Origin of the sequence: Streptomyces sp. NPDC026206, from assembly GCF_040638465.1 — a bacterium.
Classification (GTDB): domain Bacteria; phylum Actinomycetota; class Actinomycetes; order Streptomycetales; family Streptomycetaceae; genus Streptomyces.
In genome coordinates, this window is the sequence record NZ_JBEZYL010000001.1 from 337,879 (window position 1) to 352,316 (window position 14,438).

At 69.9% G+C, this 14,438-nt stretch carries 16 protein-coding genes and 2 pseudogenes; 12 read left to right on the plus strand and 6 right to left on the minus strand.

The annotated features are described in order from the left end of the window. The first annotated feature begins 27 nt into the window (after window positions 1-27). The 5 genes from AB0F13_RS01580 (at window position 28) to AB0F13_RS01600 (ending at window position 3,514) form a co-directional block, all read left to right on the plus strand. Window positions 28-915: a DUF5936 domain-containing protein gene (locus AB0F13_RS01580; RefSeq protein ID WP_362074443.1), complete on the plus strand. Its 888-nt coding sequence runs from the start codon at window positions 28-30 to the stop codon at window positions 913-915. Between the two features lie 388 nt (window positions 916-1,303). Further along, window positions 1,304-1,492 carry a hypothetical protein gene (locus AB0F13_RS01585; protein ID WP_362074446.1) on the plus strand — a complete coding sequence of 63 codons (189 nt, stop codon included), beginning with the start codon at window positions 1,304-1,306 and terminating at the stop codon, window positions 1,490-1,492. Window positions 1,493-1,572: 80 nt separating this feature from the next. After that, window positions 1,573-2,322 (plus strand): pilus assembly protein TadG-related protein, encoded by a 750-nt coding sequence (locus AB0F13_RS01590; RefSeq protein WP_362073351.1) that lies wholly within the window; start codon window positions 1,573-1,575, stop codon window positions 2,320-2,322. Between the two features lie 19 nt (window positions 2,323-2,341). Continuing rightward, complete coding sequence (locus tag AB0F13_RS01595) at window positions 2,342-2,908, plus strand: hypothetical protein (protein WP_362073354.1); 567 nt, start codon at window positions 2,342-2,344, stop codon at window positions 2,906-2,908. Between the two features lie 6 nt (window positions 2,909-2,914). After that, a complete protein-coding gene (locus tag AB0F13_RS01600) occupies window positions 2,915-3,514 on the plus strand; it encodes an OmpA family protein (protein ID WP_362073357.1) in 600 nt (199 codons plus the stop codon). Window positions 3,515-3,643: 129 nt separating this feature from the next. On the opposite strand, the gene AB0F13_RS01605 is transcribed toward AB0F13_RS01600, so the two are convergent. Next, complete coding sequence (locus AB0F13_RS01605; RefSeq protein ID WP_362073360.1) at window positions 3,644-4,573, minus strand: AraC family transcriptional regulator; 930 nt, start codon at window positions 4,571-4,573, stop codon at window positions 3,644-3,646. Between the two features lie 96 nt (window positions 4,574-4,669). Between AB0F13_RS01605 and AB0F13_RS01610 the strand changes: the two genes are divergently transcribed. From AB0F13_RS01610 to AB0F13_RS01625, 4 genes and pseudogenes are all read left to right on the plus strand, one after another. Further along, window positions 4,670-5,719, plus strand: a complete 1,050-nt coding sequence (locus tag AB0F13_RS01610) for a zinc-dependent alcohol dehydrogenase family protein (protein WP_362073363.1) — start codon at window positions 4,670-4,672, stop codon at window positions 5,717-5,719. A 45-nt stretch (window positions 5,720-5,764) separates the two neighbouring features. Beyond that, a pseudogene (locus tag AB0F13_RS01615) lies at window positions 5,765-5,908 on the plus strand (AraC family transcriptional regulator); the annotation flags it as partial. 278 nt (window positions 5,909-6,186) lie between these two features. Further along, entirely contained in the window at window positions 6,187-6,450 is a 264-nt protein-coding gene (locus AB0F13_RS01620) for a hypothetical protein (RefSeq protein ID WP_362073366.1), read from the plus strand. Window positions 6,451-6,675: 225 nt separating this feature from the next. Continuing rightward, window positions 6,676-7,548 (plus strand): alpha/beta hydrolase, encoded by an 873-nt coding sequence (locus AB0F13_RS01625; RefSeq protein ID WP_362073369.1) that lies wholly within the window; start codon window positions 6,676-6,678, stop codon window positions 7,546-7,548. 23 nt (window positions 7,549-7,571) lie between these two features. Here AB0F13_RS01625 and AB0F13_RS01630 read toward each other — a convergent pair whose 3' ends face one another. Then, window positions 7,572-7,790, minus strand: coding sequence for a hypothetical protein (locus AB0F13_RS01630; protein ID WP_362073372.1), 219 nt, complete (start codon window positions 7,788-7,790; stop codon window positions 7,572-7,574). A 974-nt stretch (window positions 7,791-8,764) separates the two neighbouring features. Between AB0F13_RS01630 and AB0F13_RS01635 the strand changes: the two are divergent. Then, window positions 8,765-9,118, plus strand: a pseudogene (locus AB0F13_RS01635) (cellulose-binding protein); the annotation flags it as partial. Window positions 9,119-9,306: 188 nt separating this feature from the next. Here AB0F13_RS01635 and AB0F13_RS01640 read toward each other — a convergent pair. Next, window positions 9,307-9,504 (minus strand): hypothetical protein, encoded by a 198-nt coding sequence (locus tag AB0F13_RS01640; protein WP_362073375.1) that lies wholly within the window; start codon window positions 9,502-9,504, stop codon window positions 9,307-9,309. An 11-nt stretch (window positions 9,505-9,515) separates the two neighbouring features. Beyond that, window positions 9,516-10,367 carry a helix-turn-helix transcriptional regulator gene (locus tag AB0F13_RS01645; RefSeq protein ID WP_362073378.1) on the minus strand — a complete coding sequence of 284 codons (852 nt, stop codon included), beginning with the start codon at window positions 10,365-10,367 and terminating at the stop codon, window positions 9,516-9,518. Between the two features lie 279 nt (window positions 10,368-10,646). Here AB0F13_RS01645 and AB0F13_RS01650 point away from each other — a divergent pair, with 279 nt between their 5' ends. Next, window positions 10,647-11,171, plus strand: a complete 525-nt coding sequence (locus AB0F13_RS01650) for an ATP-binding protein (RefSeq protein ID WP_362073381.1) — start codon at window positions 10,647-10,649, stop codon at window positions 11,169-11,171. 29 nt (window positions 11,172-11,200) lie between these two features. Here the strand turns inward: AB0F13_RS01650 and AB0F13_RS01655 are convergent, their stop codons facing one another. Both AB0F13_RS01655 and AB0F13_RS01660 read right to left on the minus strand, forming a co-directional pair. Then, entirely contained in the window at window positions 11,201-11,971 is a 771-nt protein-coding gene (locus tag AB0F13_RS01655) for a hypothetical protein (protein WP_362073384.1), read from the minus strand. A gap of 249 nt (window positions 11,972-12,220) precedes the next feature. Then, entirely contained in the window at window positions 12,221-12,778 is a 558-nt protein-coding gene (locus tag AB0F13_RS01660; RefSeq protein WP_362073387.1) for a GNAT family protein, read from the minus strand. 341 nt (window positions 12,779-13,119) lie between these two features. On the opposite strand from AB0F13_RS01660, the gene AB0F13_RS01665 reads away from it, so the two are divergent. Beyond that, a complete protein-coding gene (locus tag AB0F13_RS01665; protein ID WP_362073390.1) occupies window positions 13,120-14,376 on the plus strand; it encodes a hypothetical protein in 1,257 nt (418 codons plus the stop codon). The last annotated feature ends 62 nt before the right edge of the window (window positions 14,377-14,438 follow it).

A 14,438-nucleotide genomic window follows, 5' to 3' on the forward strand; every position in this document is an offset into this window, starting at 1 on the left:
GGTGAAGGGGTGGCGACGGTGGGCATCATCGGGCTGGTGACGGCACTGCTGGCGGGGGCGGCCGCCGTGGGCGCCTGCTACGGCATCGCGCTCTTCCGCAGCGAGGCCAAGTTACCGCCGGACCTGGCCCTCGCCCTGGAGGTCGGCTCCACCCGCACGACGGCCGTCGGCTCGGCCGTCGACCGGCTCGGCATGCGCTACGCGCCGCTGGTGCTGCGCATGATGGGCGACAAGCGCGTGGCGAAGGTACGGCGGCGCATCGACCGGGCGGGCAACCCGGGCGGCCTGACAGTGGACCGGTACGCGGCCCGGCGCGCCGTCTACGGCGCCCTCGGCTTCGGCGGCGCGCTGGTCGCGCTCGCGAAGGGCCGGCCGCTGCTCGCGCTGCTGCTCGTCGCCTTCGGCCTGTTCTGGATCGAGGTCGGCATCTGGGCGGCCGTCCGCGAGCGCCGCGACGCGATCGAACGGACCCTGCCGGACTTCCTGGACGTCCTCGCGGTCGTCGTGAGCGCGGGCCTGGGCTTCCGGCAGGCACTGGACCGGGTGTCCGAGCGGTACGAGGGCCCGTGGGCGGACGAGCTGCGGATCACGCTGCGCCAGATGGACATGGGCGTCAGCCGCCGGCAGGCCTTCGGCGAACTGCGCAAGCGCAACGACTCCGAGCAAGTCGCCCAGCTCGTCACCGCGTTGCAGCAGGGCGAGGAGCTCGGCGCCCCGATCGTCGATACGCTCATCGAGATCGCGACGGACATGCGCCGCACGGACGCCCAGCTCGCCCGTCGCCGGGCGGCGCGGACGGTGCCGAAGGCGACGATGGTCATCACGACGTTCATGGTCCCGGGAACGGTCATCCTGCTGATTGCGGGATTCTTTCTGGGATCAGGTACGGATTTCGGCTCCATCACGGGGGATTGAGGTGCATCGATGCGCGGACGCATGGATGCGCGGATTCATGGACGTGCCGCCGTCCATGACATGGCCTGTGAGAGGAGACCCAGCCATGCCGAATGCTTCCCAGCACATATCGCCGCACCACGCCGCGCCCTGCTCGGCGTCCGCGGCGACCCCGGCCCGTGCGCCCGGGCCGGTCGAAATGCGTAAAGACCGTGAAGGACCTTCGCGCCTGCAATCGGATGTGGGACATTCGACGTCCGAGGGCGTGGCCGAGCGGGGGTGAGACCCATGGTGTCCCAACTGCCTTGTGGGGGAAGGGAATGGAGTCGTACTCACGCAGTGACTCGTCCGCCGGGACGGACCGACCTGGCGGCCACCGCCCATGGAGGGCAAGATGATGCGGAATCCGATGCAGAAGCGCCTGTGGGAAGACGGTGGACGCCGTGGACGCCGTGGGGACGATCGCGGCCAGACCTCGATCGAGTACTTGGGCATCATCGCCGTGGTCGTGGCGATCATCCTGGTGCTGATGACGACGGACTTCGGCACGATGATCGCCACCGCCATCACCAACAAGATCTCGCAGATCACCGGCTGATACCCGGGCCGGAGCGCCGACTGGGCCACCGGCCGGGGCGCCGACTGGGCGACCGGCCGGGAGCGGGTGCCGCAGGCGGGTTGGGCGGGGGCGATGCGGGGCAGGCCTTCCCCCTGTACATCATGGCGGTGGCCGCCCTGCTCTTCCTGGCTCTCGCCTTCTTCGCCGTAGGACAGGCCGGGGCGAGAAAGAACGGTACGCAGACCGCTGCCGACGCGGCGGCGCTGGCAGCGGCCCAGGACTACCGCGAGCAGTTGCGAACGGGCCTCCTGACGGCTCTCGGCTCGGGGGACGGCGGCTGGGCGGAGTGGCTCTCGGGCCGGGGCGCGGAGCCCGGCAGGGCCTGCGAGGCCGCGGCTTCGTACGCGGAGCTGAACGGGGCCGGGCCGGCCATCACGTGCGGTCAGGGCGGGGTGCCGGGGGAGTTCACGGTGACGGTCACGTCGGCGGAGACGGTGGGGCAGTCGGTCGTACCCGGCACTGAGAGCAGGCACGCCACGGCGACGGCGAAGGCGGAGGTCGCGCCGCGCTGCACGGCGGAGCCGGTGAAGGAGGAGCCCCCGAAGGGCGGACCGGCCGGCGGATCGACTGGGGGACCGGCGGCCGGGCCGACGGCCGGGCCGACGGACGACCTGACGGACAGGCAGAAGGAGACGCCGAAGAACGGGCCGGAGGAGTCTCCCGCCCGGCCCGACGGCGCGAAGCCCACGCCCCCCGCCGCCATCGGCCTCCATCTCACCTGCGGCGACAAGGTGCTGGTCATCGGCCCCGAGCGCCCGGACGCGGTGGTGAAGGCCACGGACCTCTACGCCGTGCACCTCGCCGACTGACCAGCAAAGGAACGGACCGATGAGCTTGAGGATGGCCAGGGCCGGAGCAGTGCTCGCGGTCGTCATAGCCCTCGCGGTGGCCGGCTGCGGGGGCGAGGGCGACGACGGAGAGAAGAAGACCGGCCTCGATGCGGCGAAGGGCACCGCGGCCCCCCGCACCGGTGGCACGGACAAGCCCGTCCCTCAGCCGACGGAGACGATCGGCGAGCTCAAGGGCCCGGAGGGGATCGTCGTCACTCTCCATTCCGCGGTACGCGACAAGGGCGGCTTCGTCACGGTCAACGGAACGGTCTCGAACAAGGGCACCAAGCCCTACACCCCGCTGACCTGGCGCTCGAAGGAGACGGAGCTGAAGTCCCAGTCGTCGGTGTCCGGCGCCTCCCTCATCGACCAGGCCGGCAAGAAGCGCTATCTCGTCCTCCGCGACACGGACGGCGAGTGCCTGTGCACCACGGGCCTCGTCAACATCCGCCCCAGCGAGAGCCGGTCGGTCTTCGCCCAGTTCCCGGCACCACCCGACGACGTCAAGGAGGTCGACTTCCAGCTGCCGGCCATGCCTTCCGTCCGCATCAAGATTTCGGGGTGAAATCCGATGCCGTCGATCACCCGGGCCGTCTGTGGCACGGCCCTGGCCGCCGTCGTCCTCCTCGCCTCGGCCCCCGCGCACGCTGACGGCGGACCCGGCAGCCCCGCGAACACGACACCGCCGGTGAAGACCGACGCGAGCGCGGACGGACTCAGGCTGCGGCCGGGCGCCAAGCTGGCACCCGGCCGCGTCCTCGACATCAAGTCCGTCGTCGAGACGGACGGCGGCGACGAGCGCCGTGAGGACACCAACGTCAACGTCACCTTCGCCTTGCAGGCCGAGGTCCTCTTCGACAAGGACAGCGCCGAGCTGAGCGACGCGGCCAGCGCCCGCATCGGCGTCATTGCCGCGGAAGTACGCAAGCAGCACGCCACGGCCCTGCGCATCTTCGGCTTCACGGACAACCTCGGCTCGGCCGATCATGGCGTCGCGCTGTCGAAGCAGCGCGCCAACGCGGTGCAGCGGCAGCTGGCCAAGGACCTGGGCTCGGCCTCGGTCCGCTACGAGATCCGCGGCTACGGCGAGCAGTACCCGATCTCCGACAACGCGACGGAGGACGGCCGCCGCAAGAACCGCCGCGTGGAGGTCGGTTTCCCGCGGCGGTAGGGAGCGCGGTGCCCGCGGGGGCCGGGGCGAGTCGGCGCTCGTACCGTGCTCCGGGCCCGTCGTGCGAGGCCCCGGAGCGTGGTACGCCGGGATGCCGCCACCGGCCCTGCCCAGGGGCTGTCCGGTGGATCACGCCGGGCTTGCGGCCCCCTGCTTGCGGTACCGACCAGGTGCCACCCCGTATTCCCGCTTGAAGGCCTTGGCGAAGGCGAACTCCGATGTGTACCCAGCCTGTTCGGCGACAGTCCGCAGCGGGGCATCGCTCCCGCGCAGCAGCCGACCCGCCGTCGTCATGCGCCACCAGGTCAGATAAGTCAGTGGTGGCTGGCCGACGAGCGCGGTGAACTGGCGGGCGAACGCGGCGCGGGACAGCGCCGCCTGTGCGCCGAGTTCCTCGACCGTCCAGGGCCTCGCCGGTTCGCCGTGTATGGCGTGCAGCGCGGCCGTGACGGCGGGGTCGCTCAGGGCGGCCGCCCACCCGGTCGGTCCCTCCGGGCGGTCGGTCAGCCACCAGGTGCGCAGCAGATACAGCAGCAAGGTGTCGAGGAGCGCGGGCACGATGGCGTCGGAGCCGGGCTGGGGGTCGGCCAGTTCGGCTCCGAGCAGATCAACAGCGGAGCGCAGTCTGTCGTGGGCGCCGACGCGGGCCGGAAGATGGATGAAGGGCGGCAGATCGGTGAGGAGTGGATGGGCCCGCGACCTGTTCAACTGGTAGGCGCCGCACAGGATGAGTGTGTCATCGCCGTTGACGGGCCCGCGGTGGCGGAGTGTGGGCCAGGAGCCGTCCGGCTCCAGCTGGGCTTCCACCAGCGGGGTTTCGGGCCGGTCGGCGAGGCCGTGACCGTATCCGTGGGCCAGGAAGACGACATCGCCGGGGCCGAGACGGACGGGGTCGGCGTCCTCGGGCGGCAGCAGCCAGGCCGAGCCCTGGAGCACCACGTGGAATCCGGCGCCATCGGAGGTGGGAAAACGCACGCCCCAGGGCGCGTGCTTGACCGTGCGCGAGGAGTGGGGGCGCCCGGTGCGCATGGCGGCGATCGCATCGCTCAGTACGTCCATGACCGCACCCTACTGGCAGCAGAAAAAGACGATGGGACATAAGAGTAAGGGTTTGAGATATGGATCGTCTCCTGTCCGATCCGTACGGTCCTCCTCATGTCAACTTACTCTGCGACCACGGCGGTCACCGACAAGGCAGTCACCAAGGCAGTCACCAAGGCAGTCACCAAGGCGGTCCTCTTCCATGAGATCGGAGGGCCAGAGGTCCTGAAGATCGAGGATGTGCCTCTGGCGCAGCCCGGGCCCGGCGAGGTCCTCTTCCGCGTCGAGGCGATCGGCCTCAACCGGGCCGAGGCCCTGTTCCGTGCGGGCGCCTACTACTACCAGCCGACGCTGCCCGGGTCCCGGCTCGGCTATGAGGCGGCCGGGGTGGTCGAGGCGGTCGGCGAGGGCGTGACCGCGTTCGCCCCCGGCGACGCGGTGATGTCAGCGGCCAACTTCGACTTCGGCGTCCACGGGGTGTACGGCGAACGGGTCGTCCTTTCCGAGGGGTTCGTGGTGCGCAGGCCCGACGGCATGGACGCGGTGACCTCCGCGGCGATGTGGCTGACGTACTCGACGGTTTACGGGGGCTTGGTCGAGACGGGCGGGCTGGCCCCCGGCGATCACGTGGTGATCACGGGCGCGTCCAGCGGTGTCGGTACGGCCGCGGTCCAGACGGCCCTGCGGATGGGTGCGGTCCCGATCGCCACCACGCGCGGCGAGGCCAAACGGCAGCGGTTGCTGGAACTCGGTGCGGCCCATGTGGTCAGCACGGACTCCGAGGACCTGGTGAAGGAGGTCAAGCGGATCACGGGCGGTCACGGCGCCCGGCTTGCCTTCGACGCAGTGGGCGGCCCCGGCTTCGCGGCCCTCGGTGACGCGCTCACACCCGGTGGCACGGCGGTACTCTACGGCTGGCTGGACCCACGCCCCATCCAGCTGTCGATGAACTGGCCGCTCACCGTGCACACTTACGCTAATGGGGTCCTCGCCCGCGAGGAAGACTTCCGCCGCCGCGCCGCCGCCTTCATCGGCTCGGGCCTGACGAGCGGCACGCTGGCACCCGTGATCGCTGAGGCCTTCGATGGCCTGGAGCGCATCACCGACGCGCACCGCCTGATGGAGTCCAACGCCCACACCGGCAAGATCGTGGTGAAGGTGTGAAGTGTCCGGCTAGGTGCTGACGGTCAGGTCGGCCGCCGGCTCGCCGATCCCGGGGTTTCCGTCCACGCCATCGCCGAGCGGTGCAGATTCCGAAGCGCGGCAGGGTTCAGCCGGGCCTTCCGCAGCGAGTACGGGATGACCGCCACGGACTTCCGCGGCATGACGGGTTCGCCCGTCGCGCAGCCGTGAGATGCCGCGCGGGGGAGGCACTCGGCGCGCCGAGTGCCTCCCCCGCCGTTAGCGACGGGCTCGCTCAGCGACGATCCTGGTCTCACCTTCCGAGCGATGGGGCCGACCGGTCCCCCTTCGATGCCCCGGCCGTCGGGCTGGCCATCACCTTGCTGGATGAGGTTGGCTTCGGTCGTTGGCGAGGAGTGCGGGCTTTCTTTGCAACGAGTGCAACAGATAGCGATGTTGTGGCATCCGGAAAGGGAGCGGTGCGAGTGGATACGCGAGTGGATACCGGCATGGAAGGCAGCAAGGCTAGCGAGGGGACGTGGGGTGTGCCCCTGCTCGCCCTCGTGCCGGTCCCGTTGATCAGGTTCCTGACCGGCCTCTCCACGCCGTGGTTGGTCGCGGCCTGGTCCGTGCTGGCACTTGTGGCGGTACTGACGGTCGTGGGGTGGATGAGCGTGGTCCGCGGTGGCGTCCGCGGTGCCAAGGGATGGGGCGCGTGCGTGCTGCTCCATGCCGGGATCGCGCTGCAGGTGGTGGCCCTCGTGTCGCGCTGAGCCCCCGGTTGGTCCTGGGGGCGGCCCGGCTGTCTCCCGACAGAAGGCTCGGCGTGTCGTCATGGAAGCCTCGCCCCGGGCAGGTGCGGGGCGCCAGGCGTTTGATGTGGCCGGAGTCCGGACCGGCAGGGAATCGGCTGTACATGCATGGGTCATGCGCTACATTAGAAACGAGACGCAACGTTGCGTCTAGATGTGATGTGTCGCGGCTACGAAAGGGACACCATGGAGCACTTCGTCGAGGCAGCACCCGGCATACGCCTGTGGGCGGAAGAGCGCGGCGCCGCCGATGCCTCGCCGCTGCTGCTGATCATGGGCGCGCAGGCATCCGGCATGGGCTGGCCGGACGACCTGGTGAACGCGCTCGCCTCCCGGCACCGCGTGATCCGCTACGACCACCGTGACACCGGCCGTTCCCCCTGGGCCTTCGACCAGCGGCCCTACTCCGTCACCGACCTCGCCGAGGACGCGATCGCGGTCCTGGACGGCCTCGGTGTCGAGCGTGCCCACGTCGTGGGCCTGTCCCTGGGCGGCATGCTGGCCCAGCTCCTGATCGCCGACCACCCCGACCGGTTGCTCAGCGCGACGTTGATGGGGACCTGTGCGCTCAGCACCGCCCCCTACCTCCATGCGGACGGGACCAGGACGCCGCCGGCAGAACTCCCGGCCATCGCCCCCCACGTGCTGGAGATGTGGGCCCGCCCCGTCGAGGACCGGGGCCTGGAGGCCGAGCTGGACCGGCGGGTCGAACACTGGCGGGTACTGGGCGGCGATCGGCTGCCCTTCGACGCCGAATACTTCCGCACCCTGGAGCGGAAGGTCATCGAACACACCGGGCACCACGCCACCAACACCGCACACGGCCGTGCCGACTACTCCGGCATGGACCGCACCGAACACCTCGCGAGGACCGAGGTGCCCACCCTCGTCGTCTCCGCCCCCGCCGAACCGGTCTTCCCGCCCCCGCATCCCCAGCACACCGCCCAGGTGATCCGCGGCGCGCGCGTCGTCGAGGTCCCCGGCATGGGCCACGCGCTTCCCCGGGAGGTCCTTGCCCCGCTCACCACCGCCATCCTGAACCACACCGCCGGGTCCTGACATCCGGCGACCGGCGGCGCCCATCAGTCGATCAGGGCGTTGAAGAACGCCACCGCCACCCCGAATGCGGCCGCCCCCGCCAGGAAGCCCTCAGCTGGGTTGGCTCCGCCGAGCCAGGTGAGCACCCCGGCCCCGATGCCGGCGAGCGTCCCCAGCAGCAGGATGAACGCCGCCCGTAACGTCAACAGGGGACCCCCGCCGGTGCCGGTTCCGTTGCCGCCGCCGTTGCCATTGCCGTTCATTCCGGCTCCCTTCTCCACCACCACTCTGGTGGGGCGGGCCGGTGTTGCGTAACGGAAACGTCTGGTGTTTCCGCAGGTGGCAACACATACAGCGCGGTAGGCGCAGCGCGTTCGGCAACATTCCGACACTGTGGACACGTACGGGAGTCGGCCGGGGAGCGACCGCAAGGAGGACGGGGTTGAACGGGGACCGCGGCAACGGAGACATTCCCTTCGAAGGGGCAGGCGACGTCAAGGGGCTCTCTGCGCTCCGGACCGATCTTCAGCCCGAGACCCGCGAGTTCGTCACCGCCATGCGCCGTCTGTTCGCGCAGACCGGAAAGTCGGTACGGGGGTTCGCCGCGTACCACCACTTCAGCGCGGCATCCGTCTCGCGCTACCTCAGCGGCGGGCGGCTGCCGGACAAGGTTTTCGTCGACGCTCTGCTGAAGTCGGCCTGCCAGGCGCGCCGAGTGCAGCTTGTCCCGGAGATGCAGGAGTACGCCTACCGGCTCCACCGCGAGGCGCTCTTCACCGAGCAGCCGGCTCGCTACCGGCTCCAAATGGAGAGCGACAAGCTCGAAGAGGCCCTCCTCGCGGCGGAGCAGGCGGAACTCGCGATCGGCGAGCTGAAGTCCAGTGTTTCCGACCAGAAACACGAGCTGGAACGCCTCGAACAGCAGAAACGTGAGCTCACGCGCGCTGCCGCCAGGGAACGGGAACACAGCTCGGCACAGATCGCGCGCTACCGGGGCCGCGAGCGGGACCTTGAGGAGCAGTGCGGCGAGCTGCGCGAGGAGATCGACCGTCTGGAAGCAGCACTGTCGCAGGCGGAGTACGAGCGCGACGAGGCCGAGGCAAGGTGCCGGGAACTGGAGGATAAGCTGTCGCTCGTCGAGGAGGACGCCGAGCGGGAGGAACTCCAGGCCCAGGTCGACGAGGTCCGCGAAGAGATCTCCGCCGCCGAGGCCCAGGCGGCGGCACGCCTGGACGACCTCAAACGCGCGGAGTCGGACGCGGAAGCGATTCGTCGTCGGGCCGAGGCGGATGCCCTTGCCAAGCGGGAGGAGGCGAACAGCCTCTTCGAGGAGACCCGCGCCAAGGCCGCCCAGGCGGCCGCCGACTTCGAGACGAACCTCGCCAAGCGGCGCGAACAGTCCGAGCGCGACCTCGCGGCACGCCAGGCGAAGGCGGAGGAGCGGCTCAGCGAGATCGAGAGCCGCGCGGAGCAGCTGGGGGTGAGCCTCGCGTCACTGCAGCCGCGTGACGATGCGGAGCCGGTGGTTCGAGACGCCGCGACGTTTCCGCGGCAGCCCGAAGCCACAGTCCACGAAGCCCAGGGGAAGGCCATCGAACCGTTCTGGTTCGCCGTACCCGAGGCCCGCTGGGCCAGGCCCAGCGAGGGCCAGCCCTTCCTGCTGGCCCCGGGCACGTGGTACCTGGCGGTGGGGTGGCGGGGCAAACAGCTGATCGCGGAGGACAGGGCCACGGGTGCGCGTGGCGTTCTGACGGAGACGGAAGGAATCCAGCGCGCGTCCTACTGATCGAGCAGGTGGTCGGCCTTACCGGCTTTGATGTCGCGGATGAGGGTGCGCAGGGCTTCGCGGGTGTCGGTGAGGTAGTGGTGTTCGGCGCCGTTGACGGCGATGTAGGCGTTGCCGACGTCGTCGGTGCCTATTCGGAAGCAGTTGTTGCCTTCTCCGCAGAAGGCCTCTTCCCAAACGATGTGGTTCATAGGTGCCTTCCTCAAAGGTCTCGCGCGACGGCGTGAATGAAATCTCGCGACTGGTCGGGGTCTAGAGCGGCTGTTTCCATCCAGTCCAGGTGCACACGGCACTTGGCGAGCTGTGTTTCCGCGTGCAAGAACTCTGGTCCATGTGCGGAGTCAAGCTGAACCGTGTCGAGTTGGGCCACAGGCCCCTCGGCGTACAGCGAGGCATGCCCAGCGCCCGGGAACGCTCCTGTGTCGACAGGAAGTACACGCAGTACGGTGCCGTCGCGTTCGGACACCGTCAGGAGGTAGTGCAACTGCTCCTTGGTCACCTTCTTGCCGCCGAACTGCATGCGCAACGCTGCCTCGTGGACGTATCCCACGTAGGCGAGCGGATCGGCTCGCTCAAAGACTTGCTGTCGTTGCATCCGGTGAGCCACCCGGAGCTCTACCTCCAGTCTGGGCAGGCGTGGAAGCACCGCATCGAAGATCGCGCGGGCATACTCCTCGGTCTGGAGTAGCCCAGGGAGATGCATTACCTGTGAGGTTCGTACCCGCACCGCGTGCCACTCCAACTCCGCGATGTCCAGCAGTCCGGCGGGCAGCGTGCCACGAAACTGCTCCCACCAGCCACGCCCGCGGTCTGTGGCCATGGCCTCAAGAGCGGCGATGTACGCCTCGTCCGTGCACGCGTAGTTGCAGGCGAGGGTTCGTAGTCGGTCGGGGGTAATGACGCGCACGCCCGATTCGATGTTGGAGATCTTCGCACGGTCAATGCCGAGCAGCCCGGCGGAGTAGTCAGTCGAAAGGCCCGCAGCCAGCCGCATCTTGCGCAGCTCGACCCCTAGCCGCTTCTGTCGTTCGGTGGGCGTTTTCCTGGGAGGCATGGCTCATTACTACAGCGGTCCAGGTTGCGGCCTGTGAGCAGTGAGCCAAGCTTCACTCGATCGAGTCGTGAGCCACCAAGGTTGTGGCACTGGTGCCACGCCGTCGTTAGTTTCGGTAGCGCACCGCAAAAACGCACGGCGTCAGCCGGAAGCGCATCGCGCGAGCGTGCCCGCATCCTCCTGCCCTGGGAGAGGCGTGCTCGCGTCAGGGAGACAGGCCACCGGCGTCAGCCGAGGCGCGTGCGAACCCCACACCCCACCCCACTCGGGAGCTGCCGCATGTCCGTATCCGTCAGCCTCTGCCCCATGGTCACCCCGGCCGCGTACGAACCGGCCGACCACCTCCGCCACACCCCCACCCTGCGGGAACCGTCATCGCTCGCGTACAGCTACGCCATCCCCGGCGAACCGCACGCCGCGTCCGTGGCGCGCGGCAACGTCCACAACGCCCTACGGGCGCACGGCCTCAGCGAGCTGGAAGCCTCCGCTCTGCAGGCGGCAGGCGAACTCGTCGCGTGTGCGGCGCTGTTCGAGCCGGGAAAGATTCTGTATCTGTCCCTCGGCTGGCTGGGGGACGGCGTGCGGATCGTGCTGTGGGATCCGCACACGAATCATGCCGATCCGCAGTTCACAGCTCAGTGCACCGCACGCCGGAACAAGATGCTGTACCTGCTGGCGTGCGTGGTGCACGAGTGCGGCGGCAGCTGGGGCATCGACAAGCCCGCACCGATGCGCGAGGGCACCAGGGTGTGGGTGAACCTGCCACGTGCCGGTGCGGCCTCCTTCGCGAAGGCTCGCTGCTGAAGGAGGCCGCACCGGGAGAAGGAGAGGGATCAGCCGAGCTTCTTCACCTGGGCGTCGATGACGCCCTTCGGCTGCTCCGCCTTGCCCGCGAGGCTCTGGGCGTGGAAGGTGGCGAGCGTGCCGCCCTTGCGGACCACCACCAGGTGGGCCGTGCCGGGCGTGCCGTCGAGGTCCGCGGTGAGGGTGAAGGCGACGGACTCGTCGCCCGCGGTGTAGGTGGCGGGCTCGACCTTGGTGAACTTCGTCGTGTCGCCGCCGGCGATCAGGGCGAAGCCGCCGGCGCAGTCCGCGCCTGCCTTCTTCAGCGCGGCGAAGGCGTCGACGGCGGCCTTGCCGTCGTAGGAACCGAGCGTGTCGGCCGTGGCCGTCGCGCCGAGAGCGCCGAGACCGGCCTTCATCTTCTCCTCGGCCGAGGCGTCCGCAGCAGGCGCCTGGGGGATCGCCACGATCTTGCGGGTCGCGGTCGCGGCGGGGGTGCCGGTGCCGCGCAGCGCCATGACGTCGACGAGCGGCTTGCACGCGGCCTTGTCGGTGGTGACGGTCTTGGCGGCGGCGAGGTCCGCCGGGGTGGCCCCGGCGATCTTGTGGTTCTTGAGGTCGGCCTCGGTCAGCATGAGCTTGTCCAGCTCGGCCTGCGAGAGGGCCTTCGCGTTCGGGGCGGCGGCCGGCGCGCTGGACGACCCCTTGTCCTTCGGCTCGTCCTTCGCGGCGGACTCCTTCGAGCCGCAGGCGCCGACGAGCAGGGCCAGGGAGAACGCGGACGCGGCGACGGCGGTACGGCGGACAGTGGTGCGACGCATGAAACAGCTTCCTTTGGGTCGGTGAACAACGCTCCCCCGCGCGGAGTTCACCCACCAGTGATCACGCGGAATCGTCTTTGCGGCGCAAATCTACGTCCCGTACTGATCGAAAGATCAACATATTTTGACCGTGCTTCAATCGTGACGGCGGCGCAATCACACGTGTATCCGATCGAGACGCTTACGTGACGGTGCGATCCATCAGTGGTCGCATTTCACTCGTCGGTGCGCTCGCCCCTCACTCGCCCCTCAACGGGTGCTGTGCGCGGAACGCCACTCGGGTGCGAGCACCGACCAGATTTCGGTGTCCTGCCGTACGCCCCGGTAGAGGTCGTTCTCGCGCAGGACTCCGTCGCGGCTCATGCCGAGCCGTTTGGCCACGTTGATGCTCGGAGTGTTCCCGGAGGCCACGTGCCACTCCACACGGTGCATTCCGCGCTCCTGGATCGCCCAGTCGATGATCAGGCGTACGGCGCGGGTGACCAGGCCCCGTCCGGCGGCGGCCGGTTCCAGCCAGCAGCCGGCTTCGCAGTTGCCCGAAGCCGCGTCGAAGACCCTGAAGAGGACGCCGCCGACGAGGAGCCCGTCGAGCCGGATTGCGTAGAGCCGTCCGGTGTCGGCGGCGGTCTTGTCCGCGTACGACTGGAGCCAGCTCCGCGCGGAGTCGAGGTCGGCTGCGACGTCGGGAAGCCCGACGTACCGGCCTATGTATTCGCGGCCGCGGTCCATGTGGGCGAGGAACTCCTCGGCCTGCCAGGGTTCCAGCGGCCGCAGCTCGGCTCCGTCACCCAGGGAAATCGCGAACATTTTTCTCGTCCTCCACGGTGGTCGTGCACGGTCTCTGGATCTTCGCACGGCCACCTGCGCGTACCGGTGGCGTCCAAGGGCCGGGACGACCGAACCCTGCCTGCCGTGCCCCGGCGTGCTGGAGGCGCTGCGTGCGCAGCTGGGCACCCTCGCTGCGGCGACCCGGGCCAGCGGTCGGCCGGGGTCGCCGCGGCGCGGGAGGTCCTGCGGCGGACCGTCGCCGTGAGCGAGGCTGCGGCAACCGCCGTGCGCTGAGCGGCCGGAGACGGTCGCGCACCCCCCATGTACCAGGGCAGGATGGGCCGCCCGGAGGGGTGGGGGAGTGGTGAGGGAGGCGGGACATGAGGGGCGGGCTCGTCGCGATGGCGGCGGCGTTCGGCGTGTTCGTGGGGGGAGCCGGTCAGGCGGTGGCCGTCGAGTGGGCCGTCGAGGGGGCCGAGGGCCTGACGGCCTACCGGATGGCCCCGGGCGCGATTGCGGTGCGAGGGGCGGGCGGCAGCGCGGACGGGCCGCTGCTCAAGGCGGGCGCCAGTACGTATACGGACAGCATCGGGCCCCGTGAGAAGAAGTACTACACCGTCGAGCTGGACGGACAGTCCAGTGCCTACGTCTCCGCCGTCGCCGTGCCGGCGCCCGGCGCGACGATGGGGCTGCGGGACGGCATCGACGTCTCCTTACAGGCGGCGGACGGCACCTCGTGCGGTCCCGGGCGGCACCGTTCGTTCCTGTCGGCCGGGGGCGCGTACCCCGTCGCCGACTACGCCGAGCGCATCGTGAAGGCGGGCGGGGCGTGCGGGGCTGCCGGGGTGTACCGGTTCGTCGTCGAGCGCGGTGACGCGGATGGCGGTGACGGTTCGCCGGTGCCGGTGGAGCTGAAGTATGTGGCCGAACCGGCGCAGAAGGGGGACAGCGACGGCCCGACCGCCCCGGGGGCCTGGAGTTCGCAGGCGCCGTCGAAGCCGCCGCAGGGGGAAGGTGAGCACATCACGGGCGGCACCGGGTTCAACGATGCCGCCGAGGTGCGAGCGGGGTTATGGAAGGACGAGCTCCGGCCCGGTGAGACCCGGTTCTACCGGGTCTCGGTGGACGCGGGCGAACAGCTCTTCGCGGACGCGGAGTTCGGGCAGTCGCCCGGTGCCGGGCCGTTCGTGGTAAGTGGCGTGCGGGTGGGACTCAGCAACGCCGCCCGGGGGTACGTCATGAACAGGACGGGCCCCTACCAGGGCAAACCGGCCACCGTCTCCCTGGCCACGCCCCCGGCGGCGTACGGCAGCGGCGGCGGCGGTGAGGCCGCCCGCGGCATGCGCTTCGCGGGCTGGTACTACCTGCAGGTCAGCCTGAACCCGAAGGTGCGGCAGGGCACGCGGGGCGGCGGCGTGCCCGTCACTCTGCACGTCGACGTCGCGGGCGCGCGCAAGGCCGATCAGGGGCGCGGAAAGGCGCAGGACGGCGGGGCCGGGAGCGAGCTCGTCGCGGCGACGGGCGGGCGGCGCGACGAGTGGATGAGGATCATCGGCTATGCGGGCATAGGGACCGGATCGGCGCTGCTGGCGGGACTCGGGGCCTGGATGCTGATCGCGCGCCGCCGGGACGGCTGATTCACCTTGTTCCCCTGTTTCCCCTGTTCCCCTTGTTCACCTCGTTCACCTTGTTCACGCGG